This window comes from Bacteroides stercorirosoris, from assembly GCF_900142015.1.
GTDB classification, from domain to species: domain Bacteria; phylum Bacteroidota; class Bacteroidia; order Bacteroidales; family Bacteroidaceae; genus Bacteroides; species Bacteroides stercorirosoris.
The window spans coordinates 121,325-146,071 of the sequence record NZ_FQZN01000003.1; the positions used below are offsets into that span (position 1 = coordinate 121,325).

General features: G+C 40.5%; 18 protein-coding genes and 1 pseudogene. 4 read left to right on the forward strand and 15 right to left on the reverse strand.

Features of this window, described 5'->3' with window-relative positions; translation table 11 throughout:
- Nucleotides 1-68 precede the first annotated feature (68 nt).
- Together BUC01_RS03530 and BUC01_RS03535 are read left to right on the forward strand one after the other, a co-directional pair.
- Nucleotides 69-1,415, forward strand: a complete 1,347-nt coding sequence (locus BUC01_RS03530; RefSeq protein WP_073312739.1) for an ATP-binding protein — start codon at nt 69-71, stop codon at nt 1,413-1,415.
- 157 nt (nt 1,416-1,572) lie between these two features.
- Nucleotides 1,573-2,508 (forward strand): hypothetical protein, encoded by a 936-nt coding sequence (locus BUC01_RS03535; protein WP_073312740.1) that lies wholly within the window; start codon nt 1,573-1,575, stop codon nt 2,506-2,508.
- 252 nt (nt 2,509-2,760) lie between these two features.
- Here the strand turns inward: BUC01_RS03535 and BUC01_RS03540 are convergent.
- The 11 genes and pseudogenes from BUC01_RS03540 to BUC01_RS03590 all read right to left on the reverse strand — a co-directional run.
- Nucleotides 2,761-3,348, reverse strand: a pseudogene (locus BUC01_RS03540) (DUF3874 domain-containing protein); the annotation flags it as partial.
- 218 nt (nt 3,349-3,566) lie between these two features.
- Nucleotides 3,567-4,181 carry a hypothetical protein gene (locus tag BUC01_RS03545; protein WP_139261792.1) on the reverse strand — a complete coding sequence of 205 codons (615 nt, stop codon included), beginning with the start codon at nt 4,179-4,181 and terminating at the stop codon, nt 3,567-3,569.
- 339 nt (nt 4,182-4,520) lie between these two features.
- Entirely contained in the window at nt 4,521-4,856 is a 336-nt protein-coding gene (locus tag BUC01_RS03550) for a DUF5640 domain-containing protein (protein WP_072529534.1), read from the reverse strand.
- Nucleotides 4,853-6,304, reverse strand: coding sequence for an Ig-like domain-containing protein (locus tag BUC01_RS25750; protein ID WP_025830712.1), 1,452 nt, complete (start codon nt 6,302-6,304; stop codon nt 4,853-4,855). The genes BUC01_RS03550 and BUC01_RS25750 overlap by 4 nt, the downstream gene beginning before the upstream one ends.
- A 543-nt stretch (nt 6,305-6,847) precedes the next feature.
- Nucleotides 6,848-7,435, reverse strand: coding sequence for a tyrosine-type recombinase/integrase (locus tag BUC01_RS03560; protein WP_025830711.1), 588 nt, complete (start codon nt 7,433-7,435; stop codon nt 6,848-6,850).
- A gap of 150 nt (nt 7,436-7,585) precedes the next feature.
- On the reverse strand, nt 7,586-8,032 hold the full coding sequence (locus tag BUC01_RS03565; protein WP_025830710.1) for a JAB domain-containing protein: 447 nt from the start codon (nt 8,030-8,032) through the stop codon (nt 7,586-7,588).
- Nucleotides 8,033-8,117: 85 nt separating this feature from the next.
- Nucleotides 8,118-9,137, reverse strand: a complete 1,020-nt coding sequence (locus BUC01_RS03570) for a DUF3871 family protein (protein WP_025830709.1) — start codon at nt 9,135-9,137, stop codon at nt 8,118-8,120.
- Between the two features lie 300 nt (nt 9,138-9,437).
- Complete coding sequence (locus tag BUC01_RS25040; RefSeq protein WP_139261794.1) at nt 9,438-9,623, reverse strand: hypothetical protein; 186 nt, start codon at nt 9,621-9,623, stop codon at nt 9,438-9,440.
- Between the two features lie 128 nt (nt 9,624-9,751).
- Nucleotides 9,752-11,596 (reverse strand): hypothetical protein, encoded by a 1,845-nt coding sequence (locus BUC01_RS03580; protein WP_025835854.1) that lies wholly within the window; start codon nt 11,594-11,596, stop codon nt 9,752-9,754.
- Nucleotides 11,597-11,744: 148 nt separating this feature from the next.
- Nucleotides 11,745-13,436: a recombinase family protein gene (locus BUC01_RS03585; protein WP_073312741.1), complete on the reverse strand. Its 1,692-nt coding sequence runs from the start codon at nt 13,434-13,436 to the stop codon at nt 11,745-11,747.
- A gap of 64 nt (nt 13,437-13,500) precedes the next feature.
- A complete protein-coding gene (locus tag BUC01_RS03590) occupies nt 13,501-15,024 on the reverse strand; it encodes a BT4734/BF3469 family protein (RefSeq protein WP_244895727.1) in 1,524 nt (507 codons plus the stop codon).
- Between the two features lie 445 nt (nt 15,025-15,469).
- On the opposite strand from BUC01_RS03590, the gene BUC01_RS03595 reads away from it, so the two are divergent.
- Nucleotides 15,470-16,093, forward strand: a complete 624-nt coding sequence (locus tag BUC01_RS03595; protein WP_025835850.1) for an HU family DNA-binding protein — start codon at nt 15,470-15,472, stop codon at nt 16,091-16,093.
- Nucleotides 16,094-16,227: 134 nt separating this feature from the next.
- Here the strand turns inward: BUC01_RS03595 and BUC01_RS03600 are convergent, their stop codons facing one another.
- Complete coding sequence (locus BUC01_RS03600) at nt 16,228-17,070, reverse strand: hypothetical protein (RefSeq protein ID WP_025835848.1); 843 nt, start codon at nt 17,068-17,070, stop codon at nt 16,228-16,230.
- A gap of 242 nt (nt 17,071-17,312) precedes the next feature.
- On the opposite strand from BUC01_RS03600, the gene BUC01_RS03605 reads away from it, so the two are divergent.
- Nucleotides 17,313-17,648 carry a Spy/CpxP family protein refolding chaperone gene (locus BUC01_RS03605; protein ID WP_007665152.1) on the forward strand — a complete coding sequence of 112 codons (336 nt, stop codon included), beginning with the start codon at nt 17,313-17,315 and terminating at the stop codon, nt 17,646-17,648.
- 139 nt (nt 17,649-17,787) lie between these two features.
- Here BUC01_RS03605 and BUC01_RS03610 read toward each other — a convergent pair whose 3' ends face one another.
- From BUC01_RS03610 to BUC01_RS03620, 3 genes are all read right to left on the reverse strand, one after another.
- Nucleotides 17,788-19,218 (reverse strand): glycosyl hydrolase family 28 protein, encoded by a 1,431-nt coding sequence (locus tag BUC01_RS03610; RefSeq protein ID WP_073312742.1) that lies wholly within the window; start codon nt 19,216-19,218, stop codon nt 17,788-17,790.
- Nucleotides 19,219-19,402: 184 nt separating this feature from the next.
- A complete protein-coding gene (locus tag BUC01_RS03615; protein ID WP_025832795.1) occupies nt 19,403-21,412 on the reverse strand; it encodes a RagB/SusD family nutrient uptake outer membrane protein in 2,010 nt (669 codons plus the stop codon).
- A gap of 28 nt (nt 21,413-21,440) precedes the next feature.
- Nucleotides 21,441-24,713, reverse strand: a complete 3,273-nt coding sequence (locus BUC01_RS03620) for a SusC/RagA family TonB-linked outer membrane protein (RefSeq protein ID WP_025832797.1) — start codon at nt 24,711-24,713, stop codon at nt 21,441-21,443.
- Nucleotides 24,714-24,747: the final 34 nt, after the last annotated feature.

Below are 24,747 nucleotides of genomic sequence, written 5' to 3' on the forward strand. Positions count from 1 at the left end.
TATGGTAGTTTTGTCTTGGAAAAACGGCAAACAGGTGTTTTCGTCGTTTAGGGTAAACTGTAGAAACCATGCTGAAAAGAAAGATTGACCATTACATTAAGCGTTATTATGAGACCACTCGTAATGCTTTGCTTGTTACTGGTGCGCGCCAAATCGGTAAAACTTATTCTATCCGGGAATTTGGAAAGTCGTTCAAGAGTTTTGTCGAGATAAACTTCATAGATAATCCTGAAGCTGTAGAAGTCTTTAGAGGTGCAAAGGGGAGTGCGGATATACTGTTTCGATTGTCGGCTATAACTACAATTCCACTGATTAAAGGTGAAACACTCATATTTTTCGATGAGGTACAGAAGTGTCCTGAGATGGTTACAGCCATCAAATTCTTAGTAGATGAGGGTTCGTATCGTTATATTTTGAGTGGGTCACTGCTTGGCGTAGAGCTGAAGGATTTGCGTTCGGAACCTGTGGGATATATGGGAATCAAAGATATGTATCCCCTCGATTTCGAGGAGTTTATTTCGTGTGTGGGCATTAATGATAAGATAATCGACTCTCTGCGTAATGCTTGGGAAAGTCGCGTGGCGGTGGATGAATTTGTTCACTCTAAAATCATGGAATTGTTCCGCTTGTATCTGGTTGTGGGCGGTATGCCTGCTGCCGTGAGCAAATATGTCGAGAGTAATAATTTGCAAGCAGTAATGGCTGTGCAGCAGGATATCATTCGTTTGTATAAGCGTGACATTGCTCAATATGATCCTGATAACAAACTTTATATAGAAGAGATTTTTAATCTCATTCCGCCTGAACTCGATGCCAAGAATAAACGGTTTATCTTGAAAAAACTCAATGAGAATGCCAAGTTTGAACGTTATCAGAACAGTTTTCTTTGGTTGAAAAATGCGGGTGTTGCATTATCTGTTTATAATGTGGAAGAACCTAAGATACCCTTATTGCTTGCTCGCTCACGCAATCTGTTCAAACTTTTTCAGAACGATATAGGCTTGCTCGCCGCTCAATATGCCGAAGGCATTCAGTTACGGATTATCAGGGGTGAGAAGAATATTAATTTTGGTTCCGTATACGAGAATGCGGTTGCTCAAGAATTGGTGGCGCATGGCATAGAACCCTATTATTATAACAATAAGAAGCGAGGCGAATTAGACTTTGTCATCGAACTTGACGGTAAAGTATTACCCATTGAGGTGAAGTCGGGAAAGGATTATGAGGTGCATCGTGCTTTGTCTAATATCATGGATTGTAAAGAGTATGATCTTTCCGAGGCTGTAGTGTTCTGTAATGATAATCTACGAGTGGAGGGCAAATTAGTGTATGCTCCCATTTACATGGTGATGTTCCTTGAAAAGAGTTATGTGGCGCCAACTTATTACAAGGTCGATTTGTCGATGTTACAGTAATCCTCCAGCAACGGCACGTCAGTTTTGGATTTGAATATAATGTCGCATCAATGAGGGTATTAGAGAAAATTGGATTTGAGAAAGAGGCAATTATTAAATTGTCCGTCATAAAAGAAGAACGAATATTTAATGAATACATATATAGCATTATGAATATATGAAAGATGAAGCAATAAAACATATAATTAGCAGGTGTAATCTAAATGAAATAGTTGATATACTGTCCGATAAATTGAGTGGTTCAGAGTTAAACTCTTTGCTATTAGAGGTGTTTGACAGGCGTACCACAAAAGAAACGCCATCTTCCTTATTGAGTAAATACAGTAAAAACAAATTGGCTAAACCTGCACAATTAGATTTTCTGGAATTTAAAGAGGAAGAATTGGAATGCTGTAAAATAATTGCGGATAACAACTATGAATTAATTGAATTATCCCCTGTTGCTCAATTAGGTACAAGTAGTGTAATGGCAACAGTAAATCAAAAAAAAGTTCTTACAGCACTAAGAAACACGGAAGTTCAGTCCGACCCAACAAATGCAATAGCTTTGCATTATGCTTCATTAAAGAAAAGTAATGAACTGTCTGAGAAAACATATAATTTTGGTAATGTATCAAGAGTTATAAGAACTCAGGTTTTCTCAAACCCAAATTTTACGCCTCATTTTCCTCTTTTGTGCCTAATCTCGTGCGGTATGGATACGGGTAGTTTTGAATTTGAAAGAACTGAATTACACAAACATTTAGCCATAACACAGAAGGTCTGCAAAGAAGTCTTTGGGTTTGAAAATATATTCTTTGAAATTATACCCTGCAAAGGATATGATGAAAAAAGTCAATTGGTATCAGATACATTGTTTTATACTAAAAATAGCGGTTTGGATATTCGTATTGCCAAATCAGATTCACATAATAATTATTACTACGGCATTAGAATTAAAGCTAAGATTATTATTGATGGGGTAGAACATGAAATAGGTGATGGAGGATTACTTAACTGGACTCAAAACTTATTGGCAAATAAAAAAGAACGTATGCTCACAATGGGGATCGGGATACAATTATTGCACTTATTTAAGAAACAAAAATGTTGAAATCTAAAGTCATATACGAAAGCAAAATAAACGAACATGTTAAAGTTATATACACCCATAAAGATACTTATCAATAATTATTAGGGGTGTAGTGGACAACTGGAAACCTTTTTCAATAATAAGTTTGCATAGTTTGTCAGCACTTCAGCACAACTCCATTTAATCTATTGAAACAGAAACGGTTGCCTTATGACGGCAACCGTTGTGATAAGTGACGACAAACCGTTTGTCGTCACATTGAAAAATAAATTATTATAACTTTTCTACCCAGTATACAATACCTTTGCGAGTTCGCTTATATTCCAGGTTATTCTTCCGCAATATCCTTCCGAAGTGATTTACATTGCTTGCTGTCAGCTTTATATCCCTGTTCTTGCTCCGTAGATGTTCCAGTATTTGCATGGGAGACAAGTATTCGCCTTCTTCTCCCTCCTCCGGTGAACGAAAATAACAATGGAATAACTGCTCAATCGGACTCATTTGCTCGAATTCCCGGTTTGTTTCACGCAAAACAGCTTCATCGGCATCATCAAACCAATAACGTTCGCCCTTTACGATGGCTTCCATCGCCTGTGCATAGAGTTGGCGGTAGTTGATGGTTACGTTGGTATCAATCGGTGCGGTCACTTCTATACAGATGAAACGGCGGCTGCCGCTCGGATCGGTCAGCAAGTCTTTCTGATTGCTTGTCCCGATGAACGAGGCATAGCGCCGCATTTCCTGTATACTGCTGCCATACGGTTTGCGCAGGTTGGCAACAGGCTTTTGCAATAAATGCTTCAGAAAACCCTGTTGATTGATACTGACCTGGTCGAATTCATCGATGTTGATTAAACTAAAAATATTCTTGATTAAATAATCAACTGTAAATCAGTGCAATATAAGAATGGTTCTGATTGTTAAATATGATTTACAGGGTTAGGAGCATTATAGACTACTTAGGTTTTACTCGGTACTTCTCCCGATTGGGTAAGAACAAATAATGTGTCTCGGACGTGTACATTATGTAACTTGCGTTACTTTGATTTAGAGTTGCCTCTAAATTCCTCTGACTTTAATCATTCTACGATGATAGCTTCTTCGACATCATCAAGCGGGAGATTATATCCTGCATCCTCTGTCGTTTCAACTACGTAGTCTGTAGGAAGGTCTATATTCATAGCTTCCTCTTGCTTACAGTAATATTCGTCCTGTAAGGTTTCTAAAGTTTCTTCGTCAGGTATTGTTATAATCTTCGGATTTAATGGAAGTGTTACCTTTCCACTTATGTCCGACATAAAACCAATATAACTACACCTGTAAAAGAATGCGTTAATTGATAGGTAAGAGTAAGTTTCCTTATAAATGAATGCAGCTATAGCAGTATTGACATCATGAATGATGAAATATGATTTAGCCAATTCATTTAGCGAGGTAACTTTCTCAAAGTCCAGCTTAAACATGGTGTCTTCCATTCTATTTACGGTAACTTTTACAAACTCAACCTTAGTTAAGTTTTCAATATTATCGTATATAGCATTAAATGCCTTTGTATATGTAACTCTACAAAATAAGAATCCCTTTACTAAGAGTTTAACAATCTCTTCATTAGAGATTTGAGACAGCATATTAGCTGAAATAATGAAGGAATTAGTTCTATCGAACATTCTCCTTGATTGTTTATTGTTTGTCATAATCTTTTATTTTAATAGTTAATTATTAATTGTTGATTTTTAATTATTAATCGTTAATTATTAATTAGATTATGATATGTGCCTATCAACAGACCACGATTCCACCTCTTAACAATTCTCATAACTCGTATAAGTGCTGTTATATGGACTTGTAACGTTTAAAGATGCTCTTATGCACAATCAAGCGTTTGCTGCTAATGGTCTTGCAGTAATTAATGTACACTAAATCAAAGAACACATTATTTGTACTGCAAAGGTAGTAAAGATTGGTTTATAATGAAAAAAAACAGCATAAGAGTTTCCTCAAATGCTGTTTTCATTCTAATAGTGTTTATTTGATTATTTCTTGGTGAAACGATATTCTACACCATCTTCTGCTGTCATGTTAAGTGTATTTGAAGATATAGAATAAGTCCAAGTTTCAGGGTCTCCGTCCCCATAATCAATTACGACTTTATTGGAGTTGGTTGTGTAATTGAATGAATCTTCATCCCATTGTCCTGTCCCATTGTTGTTAAAGGTAAGTGTTTCTTCAAAGTCGAAGCCGACTTCTCCACCTACCCATGTGCCAACTAAGGGAGAGTTTGGTTCATCTTCATCATCGCTACAAGCTGTAAAGTTTACGGCTAACATGACCATTAACAAGGTCATTCCTAAGAATCTTAATGTTTTCATTTTTGATAAGTTTTAGATGTTGTGTATTCAATTCCATTATATGTATAAGTCCACTTGACCGTTGGAGAGTAAATGGCAGGCAAGCCTTGCACACTTTCCAAATGGCTTTGCTTTGGACTTATAGTCTGATTGTCATATTGTTTTCCATATATAGTTTTACCGTCCCCATTGACAATCACTATCCTTTTAAGCACAATAGGTTCTGTGCTGTTATTGCTTATCGTACAATCAAGCACTCCCCAAAACTGTCCCATTGAATTACTACCGTTGGCAACTACTTTTGTTTCAATATAAGCACTAATGTCCTGCTTCATCTTCACAGTAATAGTAGCTGATGCTGTAAAGTTACCTTCCTCTGTGGTTGCAGTGATTGTAGTTTCTCCTATTGACTTAGCTGTTACCAATCCTTTCTGATTAACGGTTGCTACTTCTTCATTAGAACTGCTCCATATTATATTTGTATTGGTCGCATTGGCTGGCTCAATGGTAGCTATCAGTTGGAATGTATCAATAATATCCAATTCCTTAGAAGTCTCATTCAATGTAATGCCTGTGACGCTACTAATGATTTTACCACTATCTATATTGATTTTAAATGTAAAGTCCTTCTTAGTGCCATCATAGAATGTGACTTCACATTTGTATTCCCAAATGTTAGTAGTGCTGCCAAGAAATGTATAGCTTTTCTTTGCATCAGAAGGTACATCAAATGGAGCAACAATATTAGTCCCCCACATTGATTTCCCTTCTTTGAAGTTGTACTTACTAATGAAACTATCACTAAGTTTAATCCCTTCTTCGTAAGAGATTAATGAAATGTCGACAGGATTTCCATTCTCATCAAATGATGGTTTGGATTTAGCAGTATAGATAGTATCTCCTTCATGTGAGTAGCAACAGTCAGCTACAAAAACAGATTCCTTGTACCAACTATAGGCTACTCCATTTTTAGTGTTGTCATATTGCAACTGAGTCCGTTTAGTCTTATGGTTACTTGTGAAGATAGTTTGAAATCTACCTCCAATATTGAATGTTACAATATTGCCTGTGCTCGTTTCTTTATAAACTAAAGGGTGAACAAATTTGACATATAAGGTCTCATATTCTCCATATCCTTTATATAGCTGCTGAATGGTATCTGTCTTCTCTATATCAGTCCATTCTGTATTGAGTTGTTTGTTGGCTACATCGTATTCACTAAACCACAGACGTTGATTCTTCAATCCTGCAAAGAGAATGGATGATTCTCCCTCTTGATAATATCTACAGGTTATATTGGAGTAATCACCAATATATTCAGCAAAGGCTTTATCCATTTTCTCAAAGATGCTGGGTTCTGTTGGAAGTGTTGTTATCGGTTCACTATCCAGTGTATCATCCCCACAGGAAACAAAACCCATGCTTGATGCAACCAATAAAGAGGCTGCTAATAATCTAATTGATTTCATCTTATTATGCTTTTAGTTAATTAATCAGTATAAAACAATGAAGGCGTGAAACTATTGAATATTACTATCGTGAGGCTCTCGACTGCCTATCTCTAAGTAATAAACAATAGCTCACGCCAGCCTGTTATATAGACTACAATAAGTAGGTATATAGCACTGACGTGAGCGTTCTTGCCTATTATCCTTAGAGATTGAAATTGTCGAGATTTCACGATAGGATAATATGTTAAACGCTCTTCGTTAACTAAATATGTCCTCCAACAGTGACCTAACGTTTTAGATATGAGGGATTATGATGCAAAGTTAAGAAATTCGTTTGAATGGCAAGAACTTATTGTTTATAAAATGTTGAGATAAGCCTAAAATCAGGTACTTTAGATAAGTAGTAAATCTACCTTTACATTTGTAAGAACTCTATTCAGAATATTCTCACCAACCTTGGATTATGAACTTTATGTATATCTGAACTCCGATTAACTACTGTTTGGGACAGAACTGTTCAGACCATTATAAAGATGAATCTTAATAATCCTGTCCCAATTATCAGAAGCTCAAACAGTCATAAGTCTGTAGAATCTCTTCCTGCCTTAATCCCAAGTATCTTTTAGTAATGGCAACAGAACTATGGTTGAACAGTTCCATCAACTTTACTAATGCTAACTCTGCATTATCACTGTTCATGTTATAGACCTGCCTGCCGAATGTCTTTCTAAGAGAATGGCAGCTAAAATTCTTAATCTTTAACCTGTACTTCTTCTTCACCTCTTTAAGAATGATATTGATTCTCTGTACTGTGAAGATAGTGCCTTTCTGACTTATAAGAATTGGTGCATTGATTCCAACAGGATTTATATGCTCGTAGCACTCTTTAATGTGCTGCTGTAATTGTGGGTTCAGTCTGATAGTCCTTACCTTGCTTGTCTTTTTCTCAATTACTGTAAACTCGTCAGTACCTAATATCTGCTTCCACCTTAGGGATAGAATATCAGATATTCTTAATCCTGTGAAGCATCCCAAAGCTATTAAAAGTGAGATTTTATAATTCTCGTCTTTGGCTAACTTCCTTATGAGGTTCATTGCATCAGACCATATAAGATAGTCTGCGGTTGTGCTTGAATATTTGAGTGACATAATGTTCTGTTTTATAATGAAACGAATAGAAGTGAATATTAATTCTGAGTTGGATTTACTAACTCACTGATTACTAAAGGAACATTCACTAATAGCAGAAGTGAATATGATAAGGACACCCAACTTAAAAATTGAGTGCCCTTTACCTTATTATAATTCTCCCTCGTCAGCGAAACTGTAATATCCTGTTCCTGTAAGTATGAGGTGGTCTGTTACTGTAATTCTCATAAGTCTTGCAGCTTCTTTAACCTGCTTAGTAATCTCCATATCCTGCCTGCTTGGTTTCGTGTTACCGCTTGGGTGGTTATGAGCAAGAATGATAGCTACTGAATTGGTGAGCAATGCAGCTTGTAAAATTACTCTGACATCTACGGTTGTGTCTGTTACTCCTCCCTCTGATATGAGAGTATATCCTAAAACTTGGCTGGCTTGGTTTAGGAACAAGACTTTGAAATATTCCTTGTAACAGATAGTTCCTTCCTTATAGGTAGGAAGCAAGTATTTATAAGCGTCCTCTGAACAACTTACTTGATGCAGACTTTTAAATTTGGGTTTGTAGGACAGTTCCACTTCACCCACAGTATAATCTATATCCATAATGTACAATGTTTAATAAGTTGGTAGAAATAAAGAAAGGACACCAAGTTAATGATGCCCTTTCCTCTCTCAATCAACAATCCACTCAGCCCAAGAACCAAGCGTATTCACTATCTCCTAATTTGGCACGTTGAATGCCTTGTACAAACTCTGTACAGTTAAGATTCCTCTCCAAGAAGTTATCAATGTAACTTGACTTTACAGAACCATTGAGCAGGTTTAAGAGCTGCCAGCCTGTAATGCTGTCCCCTGTACTCTTGAAGTTCGCATCAGAAACGAATGCTCTACAAGCTGCATTAATTTGACTGTCACCCAACAATAGACGAGGTAAGCGTTTCTGTTGGTTGGGTGTAAGAGCTTGATATAATCTCATCCTGCCTATTATCTGACAAAACTCGCTTGTAGAGATTGACATCTGTCCAAGTGTCTTTAATAGATGTAGGTCTTTGGATGGGTTGTAAGCATGGAACAGATTCAATGCTGCTGCATATAGCTCCTGTACACTTAGGACTTCTATCTTATCCTGTAAACCGTCAGTGGTGAGCATTAAATTTGCACACACACGATTACGAAATCCTATGAAGATTTTAAATCTCTCAACAGATTTCTTACTGTATAGGTTAATCTCGTTATATGCTCTCACTCCACCAATGGATAACGCTAAACGATTACCGTATTCATCGTGTACAATGGATGGAATTTCAAAACAGAAGCACATTCTCTGATAGAACAGAGTTTTCTCTTCATCAGTCAGTTCAGAAGCTTTCTTACCTAATGCACTTGGTATTCTACCATTGATAGGGTGTGAAATTCTAATCTCTGGCATATCAAACTGTTCTCCATGAAAGTAATCTTTAGCTGCATCCACTACTGCACCTATAAAGGATTGGTGACTAATGGTTTCTTCCATTGATGCAAAACTTGGAATGATGCAGTCTTGTTGTAGGTGCTGTAAGGTTACTTCCTGTGTGTTTGCTTCAATGAAATGGTTTACTCTCTTGGGTGCTGTAACTTCTTCTACAATGATTGCTTCTTCTGCAAACTCACCCATGTTTAATGATTCTCTACGCTGTGCCATAGCTGGCATGATAACTAAATTTCTCATAATGATAAACTGTTTAAATGATTATTGATTGATTTAACTCTTGAATAGGTAAAGCCCATATCGTTTTGGATTGCTCCGTTACGATTTGGACTTTACTACAATTCGCTGAATTACTTTAAGTGATATTACAATTAGACTATATTACCATTATGTCAGTATTGTGTATCGCTTTAAGAAGTCTATGAATGATGTGAGGTGAATAGTAAAATTTATAAAGATTGAGGGGGTGGGCAGGTCTATGCTTAAACTCATTTTTCTTTCACTTGGTGAGAGGGGGAGTTTAAAGGAGTGTAGTAGCGTTCACAGTTCAGCTATCGGGTTCAGTTCAGCTATCGGGTTCAGTTCAGCTATCGGGTTCAGTTCAGCTATCGGGTTCAGTTCAGCTATCGGGTTCAGTTCAGCTATCGGGTTCAGTTCAGCTATCGGGTTCAGTTCAGCTATCGGGTTCAGTTCAGCTATCGGGTTCAGTTCAGCTATCGGGTTCAACCTTCGCTTCGCTCGGTCTCACAAATTTATAACTGAGAATGCTCTCTACCTCAAATTCTTATGAATTGGGACAAAACTATTCAGACCATAATAAAGGTTGATTTTAATAGTTCTGTCCCAATATCAGACTATTCAAGCGAATATCTCTTTTCAAGTGGAATGTACCCTTTTAGACGAGTATTGGGTATAGTCATTCTATCAGAAAGTCTAAAATATTTACCTAAATAGGTAGCCTTAGCCTGTAAGGGTTTACCGTTATCATCCACAAGCTCATATCTGTCATATATGTTCTGTAAGGTGGTTACTATCTCATTCTCTGAATATGGTCTGCCTATTATAAATGTGTTATGGATTTCATCTATCGGTACGAAGTAAATTTCCTTTTTATGTGCGGATTTAAGTTGCCGTTTCATGGTAGCTAAATCATAGTCGATTTCTATAATCTTATCCATGCCGAACTTCTCATAGTACTTGCACAGTTCGGGAGCTTCATGTCTTAAAGACCTCAATTCCTCCTGTTGTTCTTCGGTAAGAAATTTCAAGACCAGTCCTTCAGGTTTTAAATCCTGCAACCGTTCCAATATCTGTAACTTTCTCTCTCTTGACAATGGTTTAGCCTTTACAGCTTTAGGTTTCTCTTTGTAATGCTCATAATGGTACGACACATTAAAATGTCCAGTCTCATTGTAAGCATTATTTAAGGACTGTAAGTCTTGGTAGAGCGATTCGACTTTGGACTTTTGAATGTCACATTCTACCAAGAACGGATTTACCTTGCCCTTGTAATCATCATTTCTAAACAAGACCTGATAAATGGGGATGCGCTCCTGTATCTCGGTCAGAAGCTGCCTTTCTCTGCCTGTAAGAGTCTCCTTTAAGTCTGCAAGCATATTATAGACCTTCCTCTGTGCTTCCATATCCTCAATGATTTCTTCACGAGATTTAGGCTTCAAATCCTCCTTCCAATTCGTTATATGCGTAATGCTTCCAATTCCTGCACGAAACCTGCCTGTTATTTGAACAGAATGGGTGAAAGGGTCAATCATGGTCTGAGCCTTGCTCAAACAGTCTGTAACCATTATTATATCGGGCTTATCAGGAGTATCTAAATCTACTGCTGAATAGAATCTGCTTGTAAAGAAGCTGTACTGCTCCAATATTTCACCTGACACAAAACTGTCAGAAGCCTTGTAACCCTCCTCATGGAGTTTGTTAATAGCATTCTCCTGATTGGAGCAATAGATTTTACTGTGGTTCCTGATGTCTGCTTTATCTATCAAGGTCTTTGCATAGTCAGGTGAGTTTAGGAATATAGCTTTCTTGTTATCGTTCAAGGATATTTGTTTTAAACACTCTAACTGTACGTTATTCGTGCCTATTAACGATAGGTTCTTCTTGTAGTCGTAAGTGGGTATAATCTTTATATGACTGAACGAATGGTTGGTAAAACCTTTTAATTTAGGTGATAATGGGGTAGCTGAAATCAATGCCTTGTTGTCAAAGCTAAAGAAGTCAAAGAATGGCTGAACTATGGCAGGTCGAAAGTTTGCTTCCTGTACAACTTTCTCGCACTCATCTATGAGCAGGAAGAAGTCTTTAAAGAGGTTTACACCTGCATATTCAGCCGCCTTTTTGACTTTGGAATAGCTTTCAGGGGTTACTATAATCTTCTTGTAACGTATGGACTTGTCAAGTAGATATTTCTTAACATCGTAATCCGTAACTCCTTCACGCACTCCCAATAAGTTAGGATATTTGACTTGCTTGCTGTCAATTACGGGAACATTGGGTTCAATGATTATGGAGTTACGTTTGGCATATCTTTCATCCAATTCACAGGTCGTAGCTCCTTTGGCTGTTAAAGTCTTATCAATAATGGCATTGCTCGGCAGACCGTCAGGGTAGAGGTCTGACATATATTGATTGTCCCGAATTTCAACGAGTTTTAACTCCAAGTTGGTATTCTCTATCATAATCTGAATTTAAAGTTTAATCGTTTGAATTATGGGACAAAAGTAATAATAATTATCCTTATTATGGTCTGAACTATTCTGTCCCATTTTAGTAAAATTAGGTCTAAAGGCAGGCATATCGTTCAAGTTCCTTTAACGGCTGCTGCAATCATTCCCTGTATCGGACTTCAAACCCGTTCTTGCTACAAATCTCTTTCATTTCCTCCAATGTGTAGTAAGCATCCACTTCATCACTGTCTGTCAGTAATGTGTTATTGGGAGTATAGAAGTTCCGTATGTCAGGATGATATTGTGCCAATGTGTCTTTAATGAAGTAGGCGCACTTCTGTTGAGCCTTTCGTGGTTCGTAGAATATATTGAACATTCCTTCAATGGTATCAACCTTCAGGAAACAATAAACCTTGTCTATGTATAAGGGGTAAATGCCTTTCACGTACTCACGAAGGACTTTCATCTGCTTTTCAAGGTCTGCTTCCACCTCTTTAAAATATTGCTCCGTAAAGTCCGTACTGTTGAACCGCTTGATGTTGAAATCTGACAGTCTTATTCTGTCTGTCAGTCTATCCATTTGAGCCTTTATGGATGAAAGTTCTTTCTCAATCTTGGACTTACGTTCCTTGTAACGGTTCTTGTCTATGTCATTATCCAAATATAAGTCCTCCAACCTTGTAAGTTTGGTCTCCTGCTCCTTATAAGATATTTTAAGTGCTTCCTGCTCCTCAATGGCTTTACTCTTGTTATCGTTCTCTCCTGCAATAGCTTCAAGACGTTGCTCCACATTCATCTTACCGACATAGAACAACTGTTCCTTTACGAAGTTCCATATTATAGGGTTTACAATCCTTTCATTCAGATAGACTTGGCTCTTACAGCCTGTCAGACTATTCTTGTCACTTGTGCATTTGAAGTGTACGGTATCTCTCTTATTGGAGTGCAGCCTTGTGTAGAATGCTCCACATATGGAACACTTGATAAGTTTCTGTAACAGGTACTTGGTAGCTTTCGGATAAGGGGTGGTGGTTCTGTTGTTAGCCAACTTCTTCTGCACCTTGTTATAGGTTTCCTCGTCTATAATGGCAGGAATGTCAAAGTAGAATGTATCGGTAACTTTGTCTATCTCGTCATAGATATTGGCTTCCGCTCTGCCTGTGTAAGCTTTGTTGTTTAGTATGAACTTAGTGTTGCCAATGCTCTTTAGCTTCTTTATATCAGGGTACTTACCATAGATATATCTCGTTGTAGTAATCAATGCCTGTCCTTCTTCAAGGTACTTGTCGAACATCTCTTTCACGATTGGAGCATATTCATTCTTGACTAAATAACCGTTCTTCTGTCTTGTATATCCGAATGGTGGGATGCCTGCAAACCATTGACCTAATCCTGCTGAATCTCGTTTACCTGACGCCATTCTGAAACGAATGGATGCAAGTTCTTCCTCCGCCTGTTCAAATGCCTTGCGTAGCTCCTTTTCAAATTCTAAATTGACCTCGCCTGTCTCTACATCAATAGTCCATTTCCTTTTATCTCTAAAGTAGATTGGAATGCTGTAATCCCGATTAAACTTATCGACCAAAGTTACTCCATATAGAAAGTTTCTTGTCAGTCGGGAGACCTCCGAGATAAGAACGACATCAATTTCATCATTCTCACAGGCATCAATCAATTCATCAACAGACTTACGGTTGCCCTTACGAATATCATCCTTACCAGTTACGTGTTCACCGAAGACTTTGGCGACTTTCAATTTAAACCTGCTGGCGACTTTCTCAAGTTCCAACTTCTGACGGTTATAATCCTGTATATTGGTGCTACATCTTAGCAATAATGCTGCTCGTTTCATCTTCTTAGTGCTTGAATTTCAGCACAAATATAGCACTTTAAATTTAATCATAAAAGTTATTAGCTTAATTGATCAGCATAAAGCGTCCCAGGTATAGTTCTGCATCCCGTTTGCTCTTGAAGTCCAGGCTGTCGGTGTAGCCGAAACGGAGTTCGGGAGGAAGGATGATGCGGCAATAGGTCGATTTCCGAAAACCCTGTGCACCCACCAATAGGGGAGATGTACTGTTGGAATGCAATTTATCGAGCCCCCTCCAATGCGCCACCATATTCAGGAACCAGCGGTAGAAAAGTTCCCTCCAATGAGGATTGTTGCAGGGCACAAGGTCGGCCAGCGCGCGGATGCGGTCTTTTCCGTCCCAACGGCCCAGGTTGCAGAGATAGTCTTCCACAGGATTATAAAGCGGTACGCGATTGGAGGATAAATACCTGTTCACATCCCTGTCCCACACACGGATGCCTTCTTGCAGGGCATCCATGGCTATGCTGTTTTTTACGCGTTGGTCTACGGATTTGAAATAAAAATGAATGGAGTCCCGTTGCCGGTATTCCAGGTCGTTCGTCAAAGCGTTGAAGCGGAATTCGAATCTGCGTTCCATAAATTCGTTCAGCCGGAAGGCGGTAGCCTGTTCCGGTGTCAGGGATTTCTTTTTGCCGAACCCCTTACATTCCTGATAGAGGTTGTGGATAGTTGTCCGCACGGTTGTTTCGTCCGCCTGCTTGAAATAATGTATCATGACTTGGCGTACAGTCTCTTCCTCCGGTATGCCTGCCTTGAAACAGTGTTCTGCCAGACACACCAGCAGTTGCTGCAAGTCGTCGCCCCGTTTCCATTCTTCCATTTCATTCAGTGCTTTGCTGAGGGTTGTTTCAAACAATAATGTGAAGGTCTGCGAGGTTTCGTAACCCGGTTTCAGTCTTGACAATGGGTTCTTTTCCGTCAGTTGGCGTTGCCGGAAAGTTTCTTCACCGGGCATACCGAAGGGCTGCTCAAGGCAGAAAGGAATGGCTTGCCAGTTGAAGTAGGGATATGCATCAAGCGTCATGCGGCAGCTTTGCGTCATAGAAGGCTCTCGCAGCGTGATGGGAAACGGCAATATGGGTTGGTAGCATTGCACGGCCATGCGGTAGGCATGTGCGTGAAAAGACTCTATGTTTTCTTCTTTCACCGGCAAACTCCCGTCCGGTAAGGCGAATTTCACCCAGATTTTCACACTCCGTCCACTGCTTCCGGCAAAAGCCGCCCAAGTTTGCGGTAACAAAGCCGCCTGCCGTTTCACCAGTTCCACTTCGGACAATCCGGCCAAATGGTTTACTTCCAACATCACTACGCCGTTGTAGTGTTTCAGTTTTCGCCCGTTGTCTCTGCTTCTTCCGAACTCCACGGAGGGATAAATGCGCGGCAACTTGTCGATGTGTTCATAGTATCCTCCGCTGTCAGGATTCGTGTAAAGGAGCATGGAGCGCAATCTTGTGACGTGTTCCTCTTTGGTTTCTGTTTTTATCCGGTCTATCCACGCGTCAGCTTCGCAGGTGCTGAGGGTTTCTTTTCCACTCTCCCGGTCTTCTCTGATAAGAGTTATTTTCATCCGTATATGTGTTTTGAAATAATTGAGCAATAAGGGTTATTCCTTAGCGACCGCAAGGTACGCATAATATGCGCTGAAAGCAAATTATAAATGTCTTTTATGATTCTATTTATCCTTAAAGACTGTCGTCCTAAATGCATGAGAAAAATTAACGAATACTTAAGGAAAAACTTGCTTTTGCCCTATTGATTTCGTATCTTTGCTTACTCTAAAACTTCGTCCTGCAATTGCGGGCCCGACGGTTTCGATATGGGAACCGGACAGCCTGCAACTGCCCACCGGACAGCCCGCAATTGCAGGACGAAGTTTTGGAATAAGTATAAGAACATTTATCCTAAGCCAAAAGCACAAAAACGACAGACTATCTGCACATTTCTCTGCCTTGTTTTGGCTTTCAATCATTTAAGAAGAACAGTATTAACCCTTTAAACAGAAACAAAAAACAATGGCAGCACAGTATGACTTCCAAAGAAGACCTAACCCGAAGGGTGACGGTGAATTACAACCCTTGTATCCCCGCATCGTGAACAAGGGTACGATTGACACAGAGCGTTTGGTTAGTGACATTTCCCGAATGTCCAGTTTCAGCCCCGGTGACATCCATGGTTTGTTGGCGGCGATAGAGGATCGGGTTTCATATTATTTATCCGAAGGACACCACGTTCAGTTGGGCGACATGGGATATTTTTCGGCAGGTCTTCAAGGCCGTCCGGTGATGGATCCGAAAGAAATCCACGCGCAGACTATCTTCTTCGGCAAAGTACATTTCCGTGTATCACCCGATTTCCGCAAGCGGTGTGCCGGTTCCGTGGAGCGTGCCAAATATGGTTTCCGTAAGAGTGCGGAGCTTGGCGGTGCCGAGCGTTACCGCCGTTTACTGGTGTTTTTGGAGACGCATCCCTTCATTACACGCAAAGATTACAGCAGTATCACGGGACTTTTGAAGAATAAAGCACTGGATGACCTCAATTTGCTTGTGGAAAAGGGATATTTGAGCACAATCGGGCGTGGTTCGCATAAAGTGTATGTGCGTGCTGAACCACAGGAGGTTAAATCGGAAAATCCGTAAGTATATCGGAAAAAACAGTGCTGATAAACAGTCTGTCAGCACTGGTCGCAACGGTTGTCATCACAAGGCAACCGTTTGTTTTATTGTATATTAGCTGTCTTAGTGCTGGAGTGCTGACAACTATCGAAAAACTTTCATTGTGCAGAAATTCCTCTTGTTTGTTTTTTGGGGGGTGACAAACTTATTGCCCACCGTTCGGTTTTCCGGATTTTATTGCGTACGGTGAGTACTTCCCATTGCGGAGCTTTTTTCAAAATTTCACAGATGTGTTCTATATAGAGATTTTTACGTTCTTCCATGATACTGTTCGGACGAATTATGTGAACTTCTATACTATCGATGCTGCCGTCCGCTTTGGGCAGTACTGCGCATGATATTACCACTTTTGTATTTGCCAGTTCCGGAAAATAATCTCTATTGAACTGTGTCTTAATTAAATTCATGGCATCTTTTATAGATGTTCCCTTTTTTATAGAATTCCGGTAGCTGGTTTTAGAAATGATTCTGCCTTGCTCCACCTGGTAGTCCGTTTCATTTTCATATTCCCTGTTAAAGCCCGTGTGGACATAATAGATCTGTTCACCGGAGACGACTTTCAGTTCTCCGCTGAACCAGGAGGCTATCACCCGGCCTCGTTTGTCCTGATACTGATCGAAGATGCCATTTAAATCAACGGTAACTTCCGGCACTGTATCGGGGAAAAGGCTTTTGCTGTCTTCGATTCTTTTCAGAATTAGCTTATCATCTTCTATTTGCCACGTGGCCTGGTATCCTCTCCAGCAGGCTGTACAGAAATTCTCGTTGGAGAGACGTTCGCGCACCTGTCTGCTAATGATTGGATCGTGCTCTATCGGGCATGTTTCCAACATAAAAGTGTCTTTTCCGATAATGATGAGATCGGATATCTGTCCGGTTGCTTGGGCTGAAAGGAGGCAACAGAAGCACAGGAGGTGGAGGAGGAAAAGCTTTCGTGTCATAGTAGAAAAAGTTATATCTGCAAAAATAATTGTTTTGTGTATAAGAAGGGAGTTTTATATAAGAAATTTGTTCTCATCCCCCCTTGACTTGGTGAGAGAATAGTTTCCGTTTCATCTATAAAAACTTCCTCTTAGTCGATTTTCTTGCTGGCGGGATTAAACTGTTTCATGTGAGAAGAGTCATAGATGCATATTTGGTGAATTCAATGAAAATATAACTCACTTTTAAATGCATTAGAATTATGAAGAAGCAAATTTTAGGTTTGGCCGTTGTTCTGTTTATGGGCTCGGCAGTATGTATGGCTCAGGATAACAGAGGTGGACGTCCTGACATGTCAAAGCGTATCGAACAGATGGTGACGGATCTGGGACTGAATGAAACTCAGGCTAAAGAATTTAAGGCGGTAATGGAGGAAATGAGACCAAACAGAAATGCTTCGGGCGAAAGACCTTCACGCGAGGAAATGGAGAAAAAACGTAATGAGGCAGATGCGAAACTCAAAAAGATTCTGACGGACGAACAGTATAAAAAGTATCAGAGCATGAGGCCTCAGAGAGGACAGAGAAGAGGAAAATAAGAAACTGCTTTGCAATGATAAATTAGTTGATGAGGGGAGAGGGGTAAGGCAGGGTATCTGTCATGCTGAGCGCAGTCGAAGCATCTCTTCTTCATGCAAAAAGAGAAGAGATGCTTCGACTGCGCTCAGCATGACAGCATTACTTCCGGAAAGTAATATCTTCTGTATGTTCACCCACAAAGATGCGTGCCATATCTCCGGTCTTATACCATTTGGGTTTATCGGGCATGTCATCATAAATCACTTCACCGTTGATTTGTAAGTTTTCAAAACGAATGTTTTTCACTTTCCGTTCTTTGTCATAGCCGATAATCATGGAAACTTCCGCATTCTCTCCCGTGTAGGAGATGTCCTTGAACAATACATTCTCAATGCCTCTGCCCGGTGCTTTGCAATATTTCTCATTGTAGAAGATGCGCAAATTGACTAACTGTCCTTGTCTGAAATCTTCTATCCGAATATTCTCGAAACGCACATTGCGGATCAGATTATTATCGCCCGCATTGATGGCGAGGCAGCCTTGATAATCCAATTGCTTCTCTTTATGATCCAAAATGTCGATATTGATATAATTCAGGTTTTCCAGAATCTCAGGGTTTTCAACGTCTCCGTGAATACCGATAAAGATGGGGTGCGCTACATCCGCCCAAAGGGTAGAGTTTTGCATGGTGATATTTTTGCAACCGCCGGTAAATCCCAGACGAGTTCCGTAGACAGTGGTGCAATCGTCGGAGTTACGGCAAAATACGCCGTCGAACAATACATTGTTGCTGGCAAATACATTCATGCCGTCACCCCATCCGTAAGAACTGATGGATTTTACATTGCGTATCGTTATGCTGTCCGATCCTCCTGTGGGGCATTGGGTAGTGATAACTCCTTCTACTAATACATTTTTGGAATTGACGATACGTAGTCCTGCCCGGCGTTCGGGAATAACGATACCTCTTCCCAGAATCTTCACATTCTGAGCATTTACCACTTGGATGCATCCTTTTACGAGAGCTCCTCCCGCTACATAAACCGTCTTTCCGGACGGAACATTCAGTGTGTCTCCGGGAAAAGTGTGTATGCCCGGACCTAAGTAAATCAGATTCTTATCCTTCAGTTTTTTGGGTTTCTTCTCATCTATCGGATTGGCAAACAGATGAAGATTATGGAAAATATCTCCATTTACTTCTACCGACAAGTTGCGCGGGCAGTTCAGTTTGAAGGTCATTGTATTACCGTCTATCGAAGGGACTATTCCGTAAGATAACGGTCGGATACGACCCGTTTGGATTGTTCCGTGATTGAACGTTACCGATACTTCCACTTCGCCTGAAAAGTCGAAATAGCTCATGGAGGCATTTTCTACATTATGCTTGTTTCCTTGCACTTCGTCTACTTGGACAAGGTATGTGTCAATGGGTTTCCAGTCTTTCCCGCTTTCCCTCACTTTGACAGTAAAGTCATTCATCAACTCAGCCCCTTCTGGTGCTGGGTAGGTCACTAATTGGCTTTGTGAATGGGCATTATGGGTGGTGTATAACAATACACCTGCTATAAATATGAATTTTCTTAATGTCATTTTACGGTATTTAATTTATCGTATTATTCATAATACGGATAATAGTGGAAATGTACTTAATATGAATGGAAATTACAACGATATAATGTTATTTTTTGGGGAAAAGGTCCGTAAATATCTTATTGGATAATTACGGACCTTCCATAAAATATAATTAATCTATTGAAACTTCTCTTATTTCAGATTACCATCCCGGATTCTGTACCAGTTGCGGATTTAAGCGCATCTGATTTTTAGGTATCGGAGCCAGATAATCACGTTGACTGTATAGGAGGTTTTCTGCCAGGTTGGCAATGGGACGTCCATAGTCAGGGTCATTAGGACCGGAACCTTCATAGATACCATATGTCATTGGATATTTATCCGGTTGATAACAAGGTTCACCGAAATGTGAAGCATCATTGGCGGTAGCTGTCATGTATGCTGTGCCATAGATGGGACGCCCAAGTTTTTGGCCTGTGAGGTTAATGTGTGCAATGCCCCAACGTTTCAGGTCGTTTTCGCGAAAACCTTCACCGAAGAGTTCGCAAGCACGTTCGCGGCGGATTTCATCCAACATGTTCATCTTCTTGCATATCGTTTTTCCTGATTTGTGGTCGAAGTAACCGGCATCCCATATGTTGGCAATTAGAGCATTGGTCAATGGAGCCACTCTGGCACGTGCACGATTCTTGTTGACTGAGAAGTTCAGATCTTCATCAGAAATTGTTCCATTGCCCAGTTCTACAGCTGCCTCCGCATAAATCAGATGTACTTCGGCAAGGCGGATGAGCGGGTAGTCTGCTGATTCGGTATTATCAGCTCTACCGGCACCTTCCGGCAAGAATTTGCGACCTGTATATACGTTGTGTGTTCCACCATATACAGTAGGAGTGTAAATTGCATTTTTGCTGGAGAAAGCGGGATCTTTAGGATCATAAACCGGTTTCGGGTAAACAGGGTCAGGATATGGATGGCCTGCTTCGGTACATTGTACTCCATAAGCGGTAGAACTTCTCCAACTTGGTCTGTCCGGCATGTAGATGGAACCGATAAAGCGGTAATCGCGATTGCGGAATTCATTGTAAAAATGCTTGTAACCTAAGAAGTCGGGATTATTCTTTGCATCGGTCATATTGCCAGTGGTGCTGATACGGATCGGGAGTCCGTTGCGGCATAAGAACATTTCACCAAAATAGGCGCTCATGTTGTAACCTTGTCCACTGGAAATGGCATGACCAATATTGATACCTCCTCTTTTCACGTCATAGTCATATTTTACACTGAGAATGAATTCTTTGTTCATTGATTTGCCTGCATTTTTAAAGTTGCTGATATTTCCTCCCTTTTCATCAATGCTGAACAGATAATAATAGCTCAGTGAGTCACATTCGTTCCACAGTTGGAAAGTGCCTGTTTCAGCTTCATTAATGACATCCTTTGCCATTTGTTTGGATTCGGTCAGCATTTCGGTAATAGAAGGATAGCCTTCTGGCTTCACAGTACCGGCACCTATGCTTGAGCCGTCACCGTCAAGATTGTAGTCAATGCTGGGAACATATTTCTCCCATGTAGCTTCGTATAGCAGTACTCGTGCCAAAAATGCTTTGGCGGCTTCCTGGCTGATCTTACCTTTATCGTTGTCTGCAATGTCTTTTTCTTTGGGCAATAACCGGGCAGCTTCCCGTAAATCTTTGATAATGAAATCTATCACTTCATAACGGCTGTTACGAGCTCCCTTTACCACCGGATCGTTTATATCAAGTGTATGGTCTACAATGGGGATACCGCCGAAATATTGGAGCAGATAAAAGTGCTGCCAAGCACGGAAGAAATAGGCGGTTCCTACTGAAGGGGCTATGTCATTCTGGTTACCGCTATATGCTTTTGCTTTATCCAACAGGATATTGCAGGTACGTATATGTCCGTAAGGCTTGTCCCAATGCCAGTCTGATTCACCGACGGATCCGCCACCGTTAGTACTCAGACCGAAGAGATCCGTTCCTTTATCTTTATACAGAGCTGAGGCTCCGTTATAGTCTTTCCAGCCTTCCATATTATACAACGCATTGGCTGCTTGCTTAAACTGGTCGGGATTCTGGAAGAAGATAGCTTCGGTACCTTGTGATAAGGGTTCCTTATTGAGGAAATCACTGCACCCACTCATCAACATGGCGAGTGCCACAAATGAAGTTGCTATATTTATATATTTCATATTCTTGTATTATTTATAGGTTTATGATTTAGAATGTAATGTCTACACCGAATGACAGTAAACGGCTGAATGGGAAGGTACTGTTGGAGGCTTCACCATGTTCAGGGTCATAACCGTCTTTGATTTTGGTCCATTCCCAGAGGTCTTCACCAGAAAAATAGATTCTCACTTTACTTAATGCGGCTTTTTGGGTCCATGTCTTCGGAAGTGTATAGCCAAGTACCAGTGACTTCAAACGGATGTATGTGGAATTTTGCACACTGACATCTTTGTTTTCGTAGTTCCATCTATTGAAACCGGAGTCACGCGAAGCAATTGTATATTCGTTGGTCGGATTGTCTTCAGACCACATTTTACCCATAAAAGTGGTGTTTTGCATTACATAGTTTACTACCCATGGAGCATAAATACTACCTGTTCTTAATACTCTCTGCTTTCCTACACCTTGGAAGAAAGCCTGGAAATCGATACCATTCCATTCCAAACCGGCTTTTAAGCCGAATACGAGGTGCGGATCTGCGTCGCCGGCATAAATCAAGTCTTCTCTTGTGACAGCGCCGTCACCGTTAGCGTCAACTACTTTGCGTGCGCCCGGACGTAAAGTGTTGGTACTTTTGGCCAATGGAGTAGGGAGAATATTCCCTGATTTCGGTCCTGATTTGTCTGCATTCCAATAATACATTTCATAGTAAGCGTCTACCTCTTCTTGGTTTTGGAAGACACCATCGGTTTGGTATACATAGATTGCATTTCTAGGTTTTCCAATCAGACGATTCTTGTTTGTTCCGGGATCAGGCTGGTTCTCATTATTTTCCAGGCGAACCACTTTTGATGAAGCATCGGATAAAGAACCGCCTAGATGATAGGCTACCTGACCGATTTTATCTCGCCAGTTCAATTCAAGTTCCCAACCACGCGTACGGAATTTACCATTATTTGATTTTGGAGCACCTGTTCCCAATATAGACGGGTAGGTGACGCTAATGAACATACCGTTGTTTTCTTTCTGGAATAATTCGAGAGTACCTGATAATCTATTATTCAAGAGGGTGAAGTCTAAACCGAAATTGTGGCTGTCGATGGTTTCCCAGGTGCGTGAAGCAGAGCGCATTCCGTCAACCCACATAGATGGCTGGGAAGTTAAAGCGCCATTACCAAAATATGCCGTACCGGATTTGATCAGAGCGTATTGTTCGTAATTGTCAATACCAGTTACACTACCTGTTTTACCATAGTTATAACGTACTTTCAGAAAATCGAGCCAATTGATACCTTCCATGAACTTTTCTTGAGAAATAACCCAGGCTCCAGAAATGGAGTAGAAGTTTTTCCAGCGTTGGCTGGGGTGTAATTTGGATGAGCCGTCGCGACGTCCCAGAAAGTCAACCAAATATTTGTCCATATAGCCATAGCGCAAACGGGTAACATAAGAGAGAAATCCCCATGAACTTTGACCTCCATCGGCTTTATTGCTTGAACTGGAAATGTAAACATCAAGATCTGTCAGGTCGGAACCTTCATATAACGGTCCCATATTGCGTTCTGCAAAAATTCTTTTATAGTTTTCTTCCTCAGCAGTCATACCTAACATGGCTGATACGCTGTGTGCGCTATTGAATGTATGGTTGTAGTCAATAAATGCACCATACGTTCTACTTTCCCATTTTTTCATTTCTTCACTCAGACCGCCGGGAGCGTTTCGGGTGTTTTGTAAATGGCCTTCCCAATCATAGTATTTTATCGCTTTGCCAACGCTTTGCACATTTTGCTGTACAAGTTTATAAGCGCCTGTTCCGGATACTACAAGACCGTCAACGTATTTGGAGAGATCCAATGAAGCTTTTGCAGTGGCTCGGAATGTAGTCCACCCGGTTTTTACTTGTCCGCCTCCTACGATACCACCTACATAGTTTCTATAGCCGAACGTATCATAGAATTGTCCATCTTTGTTGTAGTAAGGCCAGAACCAAGGATCGTAATAACCAGCTCCGACATCTGTTTTCGGAGTGGTGATATCGCGTTTTTCGTAAGACATACCGGTTTCTATCTTAAACATCTTGGTTGCCTGATAATCCATATTCAAACGTCCGCTGTATTTGGTTTCACCATCATCCGCTATTTTTAATTGCGATTGACTATCGGCATACCCTAAAGATGCACGATATGCGAACTTTTCATCGGCACCGGAAACGCTGAACGAATGCTTGTGAGAGAAAGCAGAACCGTACATGGCATCCATAAAGTAATTGCCCGGTTCATAACGGAGTATCTTACCACTGTTATTCAGTGTTAATGTTTCACCATTACGCAATGCGTCAAAAAGTTTCCGGTTTTTATAGCTAACACCGGTTTCGATGTCATTTCCGGACAATACGCTACCGAATATCCACCAGAAACCATCCTGAGCTTCCATTTCTGCGATTGTCATTCCGGGCTGTGTAACCGACCAGTCGTTTACTTGCGCTTCGTAAAACATGTCCAAAAATTGAGCGTTGGTGGTAAGTGGTGTTTGGATACCATCGATTGTTGTACTAAACGATCCGTTATAAGAGATTTGCGCCTTCCCTTTTTTCCCGCGTTTGGTGGTAACCAACACTACGCCCGCTGCCGAACGTGCACCATAAATAGCAGCAGAAGCGTCTTTCAATACGGAGATGTTTTCAATGTCATTGCCATCCATGTTGTTCAGTTCATCTACAGAACCGGCTACACCGTCAATAAGTATTAATGGAGACGTGTTGTTGACAGAAACGTCACCTCGTATTTTCAGTGAGGCTCCTTCGCTACCAGGGCGGCTTGAGGAACGCGTTACGGTCAGTCCCGGTACGGCACCTTGCAAGGCCACCGTAGGGTTACTTATCACACGGTCCTTGAACGCTTCATCACCTTTGATCTGAGAGATGGCGCTGGTTAGAGACGCTTTTTTCTGTGAACCGTAACCGGTAACTACTACTTCGTCCAATAACTCGGAATCTTCTTGTAGTGTGACGTGTATGGTAGTCTTTCCGCTGATGGAAACTTCATGTGTTTTGTAACCGATGAAGGAAATAACCAATGTACCTTTGGCGTTGTTTAAAGTAAAGTTACCATTAATATCAGTTATGGTTCCGTTGGCAGTACTGCCCTTTACGGTGACATTTGCACCGATAATGGGTTCGCCTTCTTTGTCTACTACTGTACCGTGTATGGTTTGTCCGGCTTGTTTTACTTCTTGCGTAACTTCCACTGCCGCATTGACGTTATATGCGGGAGATAATATTGTCAGGCAGAAAGCGGCCGCAAATATAATTCTCTTTCTCATGATATAAATATTTTTCTTATTAGTATTAGGATTT